The organism is Acidiferrobacter sp., from assembly GCF_054609335.1.
In genome coordinates this window covers 24,344-38,533 of the sequence record NZ_JBTRWP010000010.1, presented here as the reverse complement: position 1 = coordinate 38,533, position 14,190 = coordinate 24,344, and the positions used below count along the sequence as shown (strand labels likewise).

The window sequence follows — 14,190 nt, the reverse complement described above, 5'->3', positions numbered from 1 at the left end:
CTCCCGGACCCGCGGTGCCCGGTTTCTTCACCGGGTCACAAATAGGCCGTGAAAATATCTTCTAAGGCTGCAAAAAATGCGCCAAAGCCTCGCGAAGCTGCCGTGCGCCGAACACGGCGATATCCCCCTCGGAGCGCCGTTTGGGAACGTTCGCGGCGGGCACGATGGCGCGCTTGAAGCCAAGTTTTGCGGCCTCGCGCAGCCGCTCCTGGCCGCGCGGCACCGGCCGCATCTCACCGGCCAGCCCCACCTCCCCGAACACCACGAGATCGCGCGGCACGGGACAATCCAAGAGGCTCGAGGTGCAAGCCAGCAAGACCGCGAGATCGGATGCGGTCTCTGTCACCCGCACACCCCCCGCTACGTTGACGAAGACATCGTGACGCGATGTGGCATGCCCGCCGTGGCGATGCAAAAGCGCGAGCAGCATGCCCAAGCGCTGGCTGTCCAAGCCGAGCGCGACCCGCCGCGGATTCGCGCCGGGGCTTTCATCGATCAAGGCCTGGACCTCGACGAGCAGAGGCCGGGTGCCCTCCTGCGTCACTAATATGACGCTCCCGGGGGCATTGCGGGCATCCTGTCGCAGAAACAGGGCCGAAGGATTGGTCACCTCGCGCAGCCCCCCTTCCGTCATGACGAACACGCCGATCTCGTTCACCGCCCCGAAGCGGTTCTTGATAGCGCGGATCAGGCGGTAGCGGCTTCCGCTGTCGCCCTCGAAGTAGAGGACGGCATCGACCATATGCTCGAGCACACGGGGGCCGGCGAGCTGCCCTTCCTTGGTCACATGCCCAACCAGGAAAAGCGCGGTATCGGTCTCTTTGGCGAAGCGCACCAGGGTGGCGGCGGCCTCTCGGACTTGGGCCACGCTGCCGGGCGCTTGGGAGAGCTGCGGAAGAAACACCGTCTGGATCGAATCGATAACAAGCGCCCGCGGGTTCTCGAGGCGGGCCTGGGCTATTATCGCATCCACATTAGTCTCGGCCAAGAGCTTCATGCGCTGGGTCTTCAGGCCCAGCCGTCGCGCGCGGAGCGCTACTTGCGCGGCCGACTCCTCGCCGGTCACATAAAGGGCGCTCAGGTCTGTGCTCATGGACGCCAGGGTCTGGATCAGGATGGTGGATTTGCCGATACCGGGATCCCCGCCCAAGAGCACCACCGACCCGGGCACAACCCCTCCCCCGAGGACGCGATCGAGCTCGCTCAAGCCCGTCGACCACCGCTCCACGGTCTCGCATCGCACCTCCGAGAGTGGCACGGCGCGCTTGGTGATCGCACCCGGAGGCGGGGGTGCGGCACCCCCCACTTCGACCAGCGTGTTCCAGGCCGCGCAGGAATCGCAACGCCCGGCCCATTGGGCGGCGCGGGCGCCGCATTCGCGGCATTGGTAATAATTGCGCGCCTTCACGGGCACTCGCGGCGCGGAAGCCGTTGCGTCAGTCCACAGAGCAGCCTGTAGGGGATCGTGCCTGCGGCCTGCGCGACTTCTTCGACCGGCAGCCCCTCGCCCCACAAAATCACCTCGTCACCGACCTGCGCATCCGCCACACCGCGCAAGTCCACCGTCAACATGTCCATGGAGACTCGACCGATGACAGGCGCCCGCAGGCCGTGTACGAGGACTGATACTGCGCCCCGGAATTCGCGGGGATAACCATCGCCGTAACCGACCCCCACGACCCCCACCGGCATGTCCTCACGGCAACGATAATCCCCGCCGTAGCCGATCGCGTCGCCTTCCTTGCGGCGGCGCACACTGATCAGGCGACTGCGCAGCGTCATGACAGGCTTCAAGGCCACAGGCTGAGGTCCGGTCTGGCCCAGGGGCGACGCCCCATAAAGCATGAGCCCGGGCCGCACCCAATCGGCATGTGCTGCAGGCCAGCTCATGATGCCGGCTGAATTCGCGAGGCTGCGCCGAAGGCCCGGAAGCGATAGGCGCCCCAGGGCCTCGATCTGGAGCACGGTGACGGGTGAGGCGAAGTCCTCCGCGCAGGCCAGATGCGACAAGAGCCCCAGACGACCCACGAAAGGCAGAGCCGCGAGGTCTGCGGCCACGGCGGGGACCTCATTAGGCTCGAAACCCAGACGATGCATGCCGGTGTCGACCTTGATCCAGGCATCGCAGCGGTTTTCGCTTCGCACGTGCCTCAAGGCCTCGAGCTGATGATGATCGTGAATGACGGGCGTGAACCCTTCGCGCAGAATGATGGGGATCTCGGCGGCATCGAAGAAGCCTTCCAGGAGGCAGATCTCCTGCTGGATCCCGGCTGCACGTAACTCCAGGCCCTCCTCCAGGCTCGCTACGCCGAAGGCGTCCGCGCCCGTCAGACTCTTAGCCACCCACACCAAGCCGTGGCCATAACCGTTGGCCTTGACGATGGCCATGACGCGCGCGCCGGTGAGTTCCCGGACCTGAGCGAGGTTATGACGCAGCGCCGGCGCGTCGAGCGAGACGTACGCAGGCCTCATGCATAGGGCCCTTCGTAGCCGTGCACGTCCGCGTGGTTTTCGAAGCGCGTGTATTCCCCAAGATACGTAAGCCGGGCCTTCCCGATCGGCCCGTTACGCTGTTTGCCGATGATGATCTCAGCCGTGCCCTTGTCCTCGCTTTCCTCGTTATAGACCTCGTCGCGATAGATGAAGAAGATCACATCCGCGTCCTGCTCGATGGCCCCGGATTCGCGCAGGTCAGACATCACCGGACGCTTGTTGGGTCGCTGCTCAAGTGACCGGTTCAGCTGCGAGAGAGCTATAAGTGGAACATTAAGTTCCTTAGCTAAGCTCTTGAGGGCACGTGTAATACCGGATATTTCCGTGGCCCGGTTCTCGGTACTTTCCGGGCCTTGCATGAGCTGTAGATAGTCGACGACGATGAGACCCAGGCCATGTTCGCGCATGAGCCGCCGACTGCGCGCACGCAGCTCCAGGGGGGTAAGCGCGGGGGTATCGTCGATATAGACCGGGGCCTCTGCCAACATGCCGACTGCCGAAGTGAGCCGCGGCCAGTCCTCATCCTCGAGCTTGCCGGTGCGAAGCCTGTGGGCGTTGATGCGCCCGAGGGACGACATGAGACGCATGGCGAGTTGCTCGCCTGGCATCTCGAGACTGAAGATCGCAACCGGCAGCTTCAGCCCTACGGCGGCGTTCTCGGCGATATTCAGGGCAAATGCGGTCTTGCCCATGGACGGCCGGCCCGCCACGATCACGAGATCCCCGGGTTGTAGACCCGATGTCATATTGTCGAGGTCGGCGAAACCTGTGGCCACACCCGTGATGGTGGTATTGGAGCGAAATAGGGTGTCGATACGATCGACTGCGGCTGTCAAAAGCGACTTCAAGGGCCTAAAGCCCCCGCGCCGGGTACCGCTCTCCGTGATGGCGAATACGCCGCGCTCCGCGTAGTCCAGGAGTTCGACCGCGCTGCGTCCTTCCGGCTGATAGGCCTTCTCGCCGATGTCGTTTACGACTTCGATCAGGCGCCGGACCAGGGCCCGCTCGCGGACGATGTCGGCGTAGGCTTGGATGTTGTTGGCGCTCGGGGTGTTTTCTGCGAGCGACCCGAGGTAGCCGAGTCCACCGACGGCCTCCAAGGCCTCGGCCCCGAGACGTTCGCTCACCGTGACGATATCAACCGGCCGCCCCTCCGCGTTCAATGCTGCTACCACCGCGAAGATCACCTGATGCTCGCGGCGGTAGAAGTCGATTTCGGAGAGGCGGTCGGCGATACGGTCCCAGGCGCGCGCATCCAAGAGCAGGCCGCCCAGTACTGCCTGTTCGGCTTCCACGGATTGCGGCGCGACGCGCATATGCGCGCCCAAGCCCCCGCGGGCGCGCGCTACGCCTGAGGCGGCCTTATCGGTCATGGAGCGACCCTTGCGCGCGCGTAGGAGGCGCCCTTAGGATTCAGCGACGATCGAAACGATGATGGTTGCCGTAACCTCAGCGTGCAGGCTCACGTGAAGCTCATGATCGCCCACGGACTTCAAGGGGCCATCGGGCAACTCGATCTCGGCCTTGGCCACTTCGAAGCCGGAAGCCACCAGGGCGTCAGCAATGTCGGTGGTCCCGACCGAACCGAAAATCCGACCCTCTTCCCCTGCCTTGCGCACCAGCTGCACGGTCGCACCGTTCAGGCGCTCTCCGCGTGCGCGGGCGGCCGCGAGGTGTTCCTGCTGGCGCCGCTCGCGCTCGGCGCGTTCGGCCTCGAAGCGCGCCTTGTTTTCGGGGGTTGCACGGACCGCCTTGCCCGTGGGGATCAAGAAGTTGCGGCCAAAGCCCGGTTTTACCGTCACTTGGTCGCCCAGGTCGCCCAGATTACGGACTTTCTCAAGGAGAATGATCTGCATGGGGCGATCCCTTAGTTATGTGCGTCGCTGTAGGGCAAGAGCGCTAGGTGCCGGGCAAGCTTAACGGCGCGCGCCAGCTGACGCTGGTAGCGGGCCTTGGTGCCGGTGTTGCGGCTCGGTATGATCTTGCCGGTCTCGGTGATGTAGGCCTTCAGCGTGGCGAGATCTTTGTAATCGATCTCGACCGTGCCTTCAGCGGTAAACCGGCAGAACTTCTTACGTCGAAAAAAGCGCGACATGATTCCCTCTCCTTATGCCGAGGCCTCGGCGGCATCCCGCTCGAGTCCGTCTTCGTCGGTGCGCACGCGCGCGGGCTTGGCCGCGGCGTCCTGGTTTTCCTTGGCCAGCGGCGACGGCGCGGTCACCGCCTCATCGCGCGCCAGCGTCAACGTGCGGATCACGGCATCGTTGAACTTGAACGAGGTCTCGAGCTCCTGGAGCACGGCGGGCGCACACTCGATGTTCATGAGCACATAGTGGGCCTTGTGGACCTTGTTGATGGGGTAGGCGAGCTGCCGGCGGCCCCAGTCCTCAAGTCGATGGATGCGGCCGTCCCCGCCTTCTATGAGCGAGCGGTAGCGCTCGATCATGGCGGGCACCTGCTCGCTCTGGTCCGGATGGACCAGGAATACTATTTCGTAATGACGCATGAAAAGCCCCTTATGGCTGTAAAGCCTGTGACCCGTTGCCACAGGCAAGGTGCCGGCGCCATTCTAGAGATTTATGGGGGTCAACGCAATTTCCGGTGAGCTTGGCGCCTTGATCGAGCGTGCGCGCACGCTCTCGAAGAGGCAAAGGCCGGTCGCCACCGACACGTTCAGGCTTTCGGCCTGCCCGCACATGGGGATACGGACGAGGAGATCGCAGGCCTCGCGCGTGAGCCGCCGCAAACCCGACCCTTCCCCACCCAAGACCCAGGCTGTCGGGGTCGGCAGCACGCATGTGTGCAGCGACTGATCTGCATCGGCGGTGGCACCGATCAACCAGAGCCCCGCATCCTTCAGGACACGCAGTGCGCGTGCCAGGTTTGCCACCTCGTAAAGCGGTATGCGCTCCGCCGCGCCGCAGGCGGCGCGCGACGCCACCGCCGACAAGGGCGCGCGCGCATGCCGGGGAACGATGACGAGATCGACCCCGGCCGCCTCGGCGCTACGCAGACAAGCGCCGAGGTTGTGCGGATCCTGAACGCCGTCCAAGACCAGCACCAGAGGCCGCTCCAAGCCCTGGAGGTGAGCCGCCAGGTCTTCTTCCCGCGGGCGCTCCACGGGGCGCCGCCGGGCGAGTACACCTTGATGTGCAAGGCCTGGCGCCAGTCGGTCGAGGGCCGCCCGCGGGGTGCGGCGCACCACCACATGGGCGCTACGCGCAAGGGTAAGGATGCCGTGCACGCGATCGTCCGCGCGCTCTTTCGCGACCCATACGCAGTCTATGGTTTCGGGATGGGCCTTCAGGGCCGCCGATACGGCATGCGGCCCGGCGATCAGATCCTCGGGGATGGCGTCATCCACGACGCGACCTGCGGCGCCGTTTGCTGCGCGTAGGCCCCTTGGGCTGCGGCTTCTCGCTTGTGGCCGCAGCGGTCGCTACGAGTTCGAAATCGATCTTGCCCTCATCCACGTCGACGCGCAGAAGGCGGACGCGCACCGGGTCCCCGAGCCGATAATGCTGCCCGGTCCGTTCGCCAACCATGCGGTGATGGGCCGGATCGAAGTGGTAGTAATCGTGGCCGAGCGACGAGACGTGCACGAGACCATCGACATAAATATCGGCCAGTTCGACGAACAAGCCGAAGGCCATGACGCCGCTTACGATCGCATCGAACTCCTGTCCGACCTTGTCGGCCATATACTCGGTCTTTAGGGAGCGGATCACATCGCGTGTGGCATCGTCCGCCCGCCGTTCCGTGAACGAGCAATGCTCGCCTGCGGCCTTCATGGATCCTTCGGGACGCGACACAGGGCCTTTCCCAAGCGCCCCCTTGATAGCCCTATGGACGATCAGATCCGGGTAGCGCCGTATGGGTGACGTGAAGTGCGTGTAGTGTTCGTAGCCCAAGGCGAAGTGGCCGATGTCATCGGGGCCGTACACGGCCTGGCTCAGGCTTCGCAAAAGGAGCGTCTGTAGGAGCCGACCTTCGGGTCCCGGCGGCGCCTTCGCAAGCAAGGCGGCGTAATCCTTGGCGCTCGGCTTGTCTCCGCCCTTCAACTCGAGTCCCATCTCGAACAGCATGACCCGCAGGTCCTTCAATTTCTGGGCCGAGGGTCCCGCATGCACCCGAAAGAGTGCTGGCGCTTCGCGATCAATCAAAAATTGCGCCGCGCAGACATTGGCGGCGAGCATGCATTCCTCGATGAGCTTATGGGCGTCATTGCGAACGAGCGGTTCTATGCGCTCGATCTTGCGATTGGCATCGAAGACGATGCGTGTCTCGGGGAGCTCGAAGTCGACCGATCCGCGTTTCGCGCGCGCGGCATGCAATACTTCATAAAGCCGGTGCAGGGCCTTGATGGCCGGCACGAGCGGTGCCCGCCGCGTGGTGGCCTCTTCCTCCCCGGCGATAATCGCGGCCACTTCCGTGTAGGTGAGACGGGCGCGAGAGCGCATGACCGCCTCGAAGAAGCGGTAGCCCTTGAAGGCTCCGCCCTTGTCCATCTCGATCTCGCAGGCCATGCACAGCCGGTCGACATCGGGGTTCAAGGAACAAAGACCGTTGGACAGTACCTCCGGAAGCATGGGGATCACGGCCTTCGGGAAATAGACGGAATTCCCGCGCGCCTGGGCTTCCTCATCAAGCTTGGTGCCCTGCTGCACGTAATAGGAGACATCCGCGATCGCCACCACCAGCCGCCACCCGCCACGGGTCTTTTCGCAGTACACGGCGTCATCGAAATCGCGCGCATCCTCGCCATCTATGGTGACGAGCGGCATATCCCGCAAATCCTCGCGGCGCGCCGCCTCCTGGGCATCTATCGTCGGTGCAAGCCCCGCCACTTCGTTTTGGACCGCCTGCGAAAACTCATGCGGGAGGTCGTATTTACGTAAGGCGATCGCGATCTCCATACCGGGGGCCGCCCGGTCGCCGAGCACCTCGACGACGCGCCCCATGGGCGGGGTCTTGGCAGTCGGCTGCTCGAGGATCTCGCAGACTACGATTTGACCCGGTTCGGCGGCCACCGAGTCCGCATCTTCGGCGATCATGATATCCCGCCCGATCCGCCGGTCGTCGGCGTTCACGAACGCCACGCCCCGCTCCTTGCAGTAGCGACCGACGACCTGACGTTGGCCGCGCTCGAGGACCTCCACGATGAGGCATTCCCCACGGCCACGGGCATCGAGGCTCGCGACATGTACCACCACGTGGTCGCCATGCAGGACTTTGCGCATCTCGCGGGCCGGAATGAAAAGGTCGTCATTACCGTCCTCGCGGGCGAGAAAGCCGAATCCGTCGGGATGGCCGATGACGCGCCCCTTGATCAAGTCCATGCGCTGCACGAGTCCGTAGCGCCCGCGACGATTCTTGAGAAGTTGGCCGTCGCGCTCCATGGCGCGCAGCCGCCGGCCGAATGATTCTACGTCGCGCTCGCCGCTCACGCCCATGTCTTCGAGCAGCTGACGCAGCGGCACGGGCTCGTCCTGCGAGGCAAGATAGGCCATAACCGCTTCGCGGCTTGGCACCGGAAACTCGTAAGTTTGGGCCTCGCGCTGGGCCATGGGATCGCTGAAAGATGGGGGGTCGTTTTGCGTTGACATCGTGTCCTGTTCTCGGTAGAGTCGCCGGCCTTAAAGGCATGCCGGGCCGGGGTGGCGGAATTGGTAGACGCGCTAGCTTCAGGTGCTAGTGGGGGTAACCCCGTGGAGGTTCAAGTCCTCTCCTCGGTACCAAGTCCGGTGTGCTTTTAGATCAGTTATTCCTGAAACGGATCGCGGACGATGATCGTCTCCTCGCGGTCCGCGCCGGTCGATATGATCTCGATGGGCGTTCCCGTAAGTTCACAGAGCCTCTCCAGATAACGCCGGGCGCCCGTTGGCAGCTGTTCCAGATGCCGTGCCCCGACTGTTGATTCCTTCCAGCCGGGCATTTCTTCATAGACCGGCCGACACCGCGCCAACGCCTCGGCCGTCGCCGGGGGCGTTGCCCGCCGCTCGCCATCGAGATCGTAGGCCACACAGATCTTCACAGTGTCAAAGCCGTCCAGGACGTCGAGCTTGGTGATGCAAAGTCCGGAAAATCCATTAATTTGACGCGCCCGGCGCACTGCCACTGCGTCGAACCACCCGCAGCGGCGCTTGCGCCCCGTGGTCGCCCCGAACTCCTGGCCGCGCTCGCCCAGGCGTTCGCCTGTGGCATCGAAGAGCTCGGTCGGGAAAGGCCCCGCTCCCACGCGGGTCGCATAGGCCTTGGTGATGCCGAGCACGTAATGGAGCGCCCGGGGACCGACACCGGTTCCGGTGGCTGCCGCCCCGGCGCTGGTGTTCGAAGACGTCACGAACGGGTAGGTCCCGTGGTCGATGTCAAGAAAGGTGCCCTGCGCACCCTCGAAAAGCAGCGACTCGCCACGTGCCTGATGGCGGTCGAGCGCCTCCGGAACGTCGCAGCAGACCTTTGCGAGCCTGTCGCGATAGGCCATGACCTCGGCGAGCGTATCCTCGTAGCTGACCGTAGGGGCCCGGAAGAAGTGCTCGAGCATGAAGTTATGGTACTCCATGACGTCTTTCAGCTTGGCCTTGAACGACGCCTCATCGAAGATGTCGCCGAGCCTTAGGCCCCGCCGCGAAACCTTGTCTTCGTAGGCCGGCCCTATGCCGCGTCCCGTCGTTCCGATCGCAGCTGCGCCGCGGGCGCGCTCACGGGCGACGTCGAGCGCGATGTGGTGCGGCAGAATGAGCGGACAGGCATCGCTGATCTTCAGCCGGTCGACCACCGGCACGCCGGCCTTCTCCAGGGCCTCGATCTCCTCGAACAGAGGGGCTATGGCCAGGACCACGCCATTGCCGATATAGCACGTGACATCGGGTCTTAGGATTCCAGACGGGATTAGATGCAAGATCGTCTTGCGTCCTGATATGACCAGGGTGTGGCCAGCATTGTGGCCTCCCTGGAAGCGCACAACCGCGGCAGCGCGGTCGGTCAGGAGGTCGACGATCTTGCCCTTTCCCTCATCTCCCCACTGGGTCCCGATGACTACGATATTCTTTGCCATAATCCTCTCAACGCCTCACGACGACCGTCCACCGGCCATCTTGTAGTACGAGCTCGCGATCGCAGCCCATGTCCCGTCCGTGTTCCGCCCCATCACTTAAAGCCTCGACCACCCGCGCCCCGCTCGCGCGCAACCCGCGCACCGCATCGCGCAACCCCTCATCGTCGCGGCACGGCGCGAGGATGGCGCCCGGGAGGCGCGCCGGCTCGTCTCTGAGCTTCAAAAGGAGCCGCAGATCCGCACTGAATCCGACCGCCGGACGGGAGCGGCCGAAGGCTCGTCCGATCTCGTCGTAGCGTCCGCCCTGCGCGATCGCCTGCCCGTAACCTGCCACGAAGGCAGAGAACACGACGCCCGTATGATAGCCGTAGCCGCTCAGCTCGGCGAGATCGAAGTGCCACTCGAGACCTAGGTGTGCCCGGTCGACCGCGTGCCAAACGGCCTTGAGGTCGGCAAGCGCAGCGTTCACATCGGGGTTCGCATCCGCCAGGGCGGCCTCCGCCGCCTCAAACTCCGCGGCCCCGCCATGCAGATCGATCAAGGCCTTCAAGTGGCACTCAAGTCGTGCCGGCAGATTCAGGCCCGCGAGGATGGTATCCACCTCTGCGCGGGCGCGCCGGCCTAGCGCATCGCGTAATTTCTGCTCGGCGCTCGCGTCGATCCGCGCCTCACGCGCCAAGGCACGATACACACCTACGTGCCCAATATCCACATGGAGCTTGGAAAAGCCTGCCGTTTCAAGAAGCGCCAACATAAGCCGAAGGACTTCCGTATCGGCCTGCGACCCTGATTGTCCGAAGAGTTCTGCGCCAATCTGCCAGGGCTCGCGGGCTCCCCCGAACTCATCGGGCCGCGTATGCACGACAGGCCCGACATAGCAAAGCCGGACCGGTGTCTCGCGGCGCAGGTAATGGGCGTCGATCCGCGCGGCTTGCGGCGTTATATCGGCGCGCAGCCCCATAAGCCGCCCCGTCAATTGATCGGTCAGCTTGAACGTCTTCAGGTCGAGCTCACGCCCCACACCAGTGAGCAGCGACTCCAGATACTCCACGAGCGGTGGCATCACGAGGTCATAGCCCCAGGTGTCCAGAAGATCCAGGAGACGGCGCCGTACCTGCTCGGCATGGCGCGCGGCCGGCGGCAGAATTTCATCGAACCCAACGGGCAGAAGCCAGTGGTCGCGCCTCACGCCCGCGTTCCCCTAGGGATTCCAAAGGATGTCATTTGCGGTATGGTCCTTGGTTTTTCAAAAAACGCAGAAATCCGCTATTCGGCCCGATAACGAGCGTCGTCTGGGGATCGGCGAAGCTTCGCACATAGGCGCGCAGACTCTTGTAAAACACGAAGAAGCGCGGATCACGCCCATAGGCCCCAGCATATAGGGTGCCGGCACGGGCCTGCGCCTGCCCGCGAATGATGCCTGCCTTTTCGTAGGCTGCCGCGAGGATCTTGGCACGTTTGCGGTCGGCCTTCCCCCGTAGCTTGGCGGCCTGCGCCATGCCACGCGCCTCTAGCTGTGCCGCTTGCGCGAGCTGATCAGCGGCCATCCGTTTCTCGATCGCATCGACGACTCGGTCGCCTAGCCCCAGGCGCTGAATTCGCACATCGGCGATCGCAACCCCGTAACGCGCCACTTGCGCCGACAGGCCTTCTTGCAACGATTTGATATCCTGACCCGTGAGGATCTGGGCCAGCGTGCGCGCGCCGAAGAATCGCCTAAACTCCGTAACGGCCGCCTCGTGTATACGCTCCTGGGCCTTGTGCGTCGAGCCGCCGGTGGTGGCGAGGTAGCGCCGAAAGCTTGTGATCCGGTACTCCACGAACGCGTCGAGGAGCACCCGTTTGTGTCCCTTCGTGAGCAAGGCCTGGGGTTCTACACGCAGATTGACGAGGCGCGCATCAAAGATGTGGGCGTCCTGGACAAACGGGATCTTCGCGTGCATCCCCGATCCCACCCGGCTTTGCACGATGCGACCAAAGGACGTTACCACCGCGCTTTGTCCCGCATCGACTTGGTAGAGCGTTGCGTCAAGAAGCGCCACCAAGAAGGCCAGCCCCAGGGCAAAGGGCCACAACGCACGCATCTTCACGGGCGCCCCCCGGCCTTAGGCTCCGCTACCTTGGGGGCGACGGCCACGGGCGTGGGCGGTGCCATCGGTATATGGATGACCGCGTGGCTGCCGCCTGACAACACGACCTTATGGGCTTTGCGATAGACCTGCGTCATAGCGTCGATCAAAAGCCGTTCGCGCGTCACAAACGGCGCGCGCGCATAGATCCTAGCCAGGGCCAAGAAGCGGGCGGAATCTGCCTCGGCCTTCGCGACCACGCGCACGCGATAGGCGTAGGCGCGGTCGATCTGAGTCGCCCCATCGCTGCGCGCCTTCGGGATTATGGAGTCGCTGTAGGCCTGGGCCTCGCTCATGTATCTCTTCACATCCTCCCGCGCCCGTACGACCTTCTCGATGGCCGCAAGGACGGTCTTCGGGGGCGTTGCCTTTTGAATCTTGATGGCAACGATATGGACTCCCGCGCGGTAGCGATCCAATAGGTGCTGCAGACCGGCCTTGGTGGACGCCTCCAACGGGCGCTGTTCGCTTCCGCCAAGCTCGCTCGAGGGACTGTCGGCCACCGCCTGGCGCATCACGGCCTCGGCGGCGCGGGTGATAGTCTTGCGGGGATGATCGACACTGAAGAGGTAGCGACGCGGATCGACGATCCGGTACTGGACCGCAAATTGTAGACGCACCACGCCCTGGTCGCCGGTCAACATGGCCGCTTCGGCGGGCGCGGGCTCCCCTTCATAGAGCTTCGACATCGGCCGGTAGCCCACCGCCACCACATGAACCTGCCGAATACTCACGACCCGGTCGCTCGCAAGCGGCATCGGCCAACGCCAGTGGGCGCCAGGGCGGACCACCCGGGTGGCGCGCCCCATCTCCAACAAGACCGCCCGGTCTCCTTGTGGCACGCTATAGAAGCCCGTGACCAGCCACCCAGCTATGGCAGCAAAGCCCGTGACGCCAAAAACCCAACGGGGCGGTGCGCCCCTGTGTCGGCGCAGCCTGCGCCATAGGCGCTGGATGATGGCATCAAGGTCAAAAGGCCCGGCGCCGCTCTTACGTCCCCACGGATCCTGGCCTCTCCCCGGATCGTTCCATCCCACGTATAGGTTTCCCCGCTCGACCGTATCGGCAAACGCGCTATTCTAGGCGCCCCGCGACGGCGCGGCAACAACGCCCCTCAATCCGGGCTGCCGGAGGCGCCTGCGAAACGAGTCGGCTAGCCTCAAAAACTGGTCCGGGTCGAGCCCCGATCAGGCGACCCTCCGCCGCCATCGGTACCCACAATCGGGCCGATCTGGCGGCGCACAATTCGGAACGCAGCCTAGCACGGCGGGAAGATGTAGGCTCACGGGTTACCCGCATGTCCGCGTTTCCTAAAGGGCCTCGGTCGACACTCGATCGCACCCGAGGCAACCGTTTTTTTTGGCTGGGCTTGCCGTCTTCTGAAAAGGCTTTATACTTCGCGGGGCATACGGGCCGTTAGCTCAGTTGGTAGAGCAGCTGACTCTTAATCAGGTGGTCCCAGGTTCGAGCCCTGGACGGCCCACCACTACTCCCCTCGATGCTTGAAATCGGCGCCCCCATCCGTGCGGCGCAGTACGCCTCCGGCATCGGCACAGATTTGATGTTCCCATGAGCGCCCGCTCACGTCGTACGCATAGATTTCGCACTGCGGAGCTGGCTCGCCAGCACCTGCGGATGAGGCCGCGTTGTCCGCAAGCGCTCCTAATATCCCGCATTCCTGTGAGACGACTCGGAGATTAAAGGCCGGGGCCGGAATCGAATCGAAACCCACGACCTTGCAGAATACCGGGAACTCAATAATTGCCGCTAGCAACCCGCGCGTTTTTGTGCCTATAAACGGGTTTATCCGTGCGCGGTTGATAGGCGGACTCACCTGCAGGGGGTGCCCTTGACGGTCGCTTGTGCCGCAGGAGCGTGCCAGAAGACTCCATCGGCCTTCCCTGTCGGGAGTGAACCGAGCGATTTCGGCATCTTCGTATCTTCTCCGATCGGCGCTAGCAACAGACGCGCGGATCCATCGAGCAAGCCTATCGCCGACTCGGAATTAACAGCACAGGATGAGTTGCAGCGCGAGCCACTTGCTCGGCCACGCTGCCTAAAACGAAATGCTGTATACCACGTCGACCATGAGTACCTATCACGATGAGATCCGCTCCCCAGCGGTTCGCCTCATCCACGATAACCGTGCCAATACGATGATTGAGGTTCTGAGGTAATACCGTCTCGACCTCGAGACCGGCCTTCTGGGCCTCACTCACCGCCTCATCCATGATGGTCTGCCCTGCTTTGAATAGGACCTCTTCCAGTTTGGCATCGTCTATGAGGCCAGTATCTGCCGTGGTAAACGGGGACATATCGATCACATGAACGAGCCGCAATCGCGCTGACTGTTCCTTGGCCACGTTAATGGCCTCCCGAAGCGCCAATGTGGAGGTATTACTGCCGTCGATCGCCACCAAGATATTTTTATACACGTTCGATTCCTCTTTTGCATAAAGCGACGCATTTCGTCAGGATATGCGCCCGCCCCAGTCTTCGCGAACCATATTT

Annotated in this window: 13 protein-coding genes and 2 tRNA genes; 2 read left to right on the top strand and 13 right to left on the bottom strand. The window is 63.6% G+C overall.

Annotation, left to right across the window (positions count from 1 at the left end; translation table 11 throughout):
- Positions 1-61: 61 nt before the first annotated feature.
- The 8 genes from radA to rnr all read right to left on the bottom strand — a co-directional run bounded on the left by radA (position 62) and on the right by rnr (position 8,099).
- The gene (gene radA / locus ACYCTF_RS04070) at positions 62-1,408 is read right to left on the bottom strand and encodes a DNA repair protein RadA (protein WP_461282728.1); all 1,347 of its coding nucleotides are present in this window, start codon (positions 1,406-1,408) and stop codon (positions 62-64) included.
- Entirely contained in the window at positions 1,405-2,472 is a 1,068-nt protein-coding gene (gene alr, locus ACYCTF_RS04065; protein WP_461282727.1) for an alanine racemase, read from the bottom strand. The genes radA and alr overlap by 4 nt, the downstream gene beginning before the upstream one ends.
- Positions 2,469-3,866 (bottom strand): replicative DNA helicase, encoded by a 1,398-nt coding sequence (gene dnaB / locus ACYCTF_RS04060; protein WP_461282726.1) that lies wholly within the window; start codon positions 3,864-3,866, stop codon positions 2,469-2,471. The genes alr and dnaB overlap by 4 nt, the downstream gene beginning before the upstream one ends.
- 33 nt (positions 3,867-3,899) lie before the next feature.
- Positions 3,900-4,349, bottom strand: coding sequence for a 50S ribosomal protein L9 (rplI, locus tag ACYCTF_RS04055; protein ID WP_461282725.1), 450 nt, complete (start codon positions 4,347-4,349; stop codon positions 3,900-3,902).
- An 11-nt stretch (positions 4,350-4,360) separates the two neighbouring features.
- Positions 4,361-4,588 carry a 30S ribosomal protein S18 gene (gene rpsR / locus ACYCTF_RS04050; protein WP_461282724.1) on the bottom strand — a complete coding sequence of 76 codons (228 nt, stop codon included), beginning with the start codon at positions 4,586-4,588 and terminating at the stop codon, positions 4,361-4,363.
- 12 nt (positions 4,589-4,600) lie between these two features.
- Entirely contained in the window at positions 4,601-4,999 is a 399-nt protein-coding gene (gene rpsF, locus ACYCTF_RS04045; protein ID WP_461282723.1) for a 30S ribosomal protein S6, read from the bottom strand.
- 63 nt (positions 5,000-5,062) lie between these two features.
- Positions 5,063-5,857, bottom strand: coding sequence for a 23S rRNA (guanosine(2251)-2'-O)-methyltransferase RlmB (gene rlmB / locus ACYCTF_RS04040; protein WP_461282722.1), 795 nt, complete (start codon positions 5,855-5,857; stop codon positions 5,063-5,065).
- Positions 5,850-8,099 carry a ribonuclease R gene (rnr, locus tag ACYCTF_RS04035; RefSeq protein WP_461282721.1) on the bottom strand — a complete coding sequence of 750 codons (2,250 nt, stop codon included), beginning with the start codon at positions 8,097-8,099 and terminating at the stop codon, positions 5,850-5,852. The genes rlmB and rnr overlap by 8 nt, the downstream gene beginning before the upstream one ends.
- A gap of 45 nt (positions 8,100-8,144) precedes the next feature.
- Between rnr and ACYCTF_RS04030 the strand changes: the two genes are divergently transcribed.
- Positions 8,145-8,231 (top strand) — tRNA-Leu (locus ACYCTF_RS04030).
- 23 nt (positions 8,232-8,254) lie between these two features.
- Here the strand turns inward: ACYCTF_RS04030 and ACYCTF_RS04025 are convergent.
- From ACYCTF_RS04025 to hflK, 4 genes are read right to left on the bottom strand one after another with little or no spacing between them, the layout of a single operon-like run.
- A complete protein-coding gene (locus ACYCTF_RS04025) occupies positions 8,255-9,550 on the bottom strand; it encodes an adenylosuccinate synthase (RefSeq protein ID WP_461282720.1) in 1,296 nt (431 codons plus the stop codon).
- Between the two features lie 7 nt (positions 9,551-9,557).
- Positions 9,558-10,739 carry an ATP phosphoribosyltransferase regulatory subunit gene (locus ACYCTF_RS04020; RefSeq protein ID WP_461284568.1) on the bottom strand — a complete coding sequence of 394 codons (1,182 nt, stop codon included), beginning with the start codon at positions 10,737-10,739 and terminating at the stop codon, positions 9,558-9,560.
- A 31-nt stretch (positions 10,740-10,770) separates the two neighbouring features.
- Entirely contained in the window at positions 10,771-11,634 is an 864-nt protein-coding gene (gene hflC, locus ACYCTF_RS04015; RefSeq protein ID WP_461282771.1) for a protease modulator HflC, read from the bottom strand.
- Positions 11,635-11,636: 2 nt separating this feature from the next.
- Positions 11,637-12,716 (bottom strand): FtsH protease activity modulator HflK, encoded by a 1,080-nt coding sequence (gene hflK, locus ACYCTF_RS04010; protein ID WP_461282718.1) that lies wholly within the window; start codon positions 12,714-12,716, stop codon positions 11,637-11,639.
- 373 nt (positions 12,717-13,089) lie between these two features.
- On the opposite strand from hflK, the gene ACYCTF_RS04005 reads away from it, so the two are divergent.
- Positions 13,090-13,165, top strand: a tRNA-Lys gene (locus ACYCTF_RS04005).
- Positions 13,166-13,667: 502 nt separating this feature from the next.
- Here ACYCTF_RS04005 and ACYCTF_RS04000 read toward each other — a convergent pair.
- On the bottom strand, positions 13,668-14,114 hold the full coding sequence (locus tag ACYCTF_RS04000; protein ID WP_461282717.1) for a universal stress protein: 447 nt from the start codon (positions 14,112-14,114) through the stop codon (positions 13,668-13,670).
- Positions 14,115-14,190 lie beyond the last annotated feature (76 nt).

Excerpts from the sequence above, each read along its gene's own strand:
- hflC (WP_461282771.1), bottom strand. The coding sequence starts at position 11,634 with ATGCGTGCGTTGTGGCCCTTTGCCCTGGGGCTGGCCTTCTTGGTGGCG.
- dnaB (WP_461282726.1), bottom strand. The coding sequence starts at position 3,866 with ATGACCGATAAGGCCGCCTCAGGCGTAGCGCGCGCCCGCGGGGGCTTG.
- rplI (WP_461282725.1), bottom strand. The coding sequence starts at position 4,349 with ATGCAGATCATTCTCCTTGAGAAAGTCCGTAATCTGGGCGACCTGGGC.
- rpsR (WP_461282724.1), bottom strand. The coding sequence starts at position 4,588 with ATGTCGCGCTTTTTTCGACGTAAGAAGTTCTGCCGGTTTACCGCTGAA.
- rpsF (WP_461282723.1), bottom strand. The coding sequence starts at position 4,999 with ATGCGTCATTACGAAATAGTATTCCTGGTCCATCCGGACCAGAGCGAG.
- ACYCTF_RS04025 (WP_461282720.1), bottom strand. The coding sequence starts at position 9,550 with ATGGCAAAGAATATCGTAGTCATCGGGACCCAGTGGGGAGATGAGGGA.
- rnr (WP_461282721.1), bottom strand. The coding sequence starts at position 8,099 with ATGTCAACGCAAAACGACCCCCCATCTTTCAGCGATCCCATGGCCCAG.
- alr (WP_461282727.1), bottom strand. The coding sequence starts at position 2,472 with ATGAGGCCTGCGTACGTCTCGCTCGACGCGCCGGCGCTGCGTCATAAC.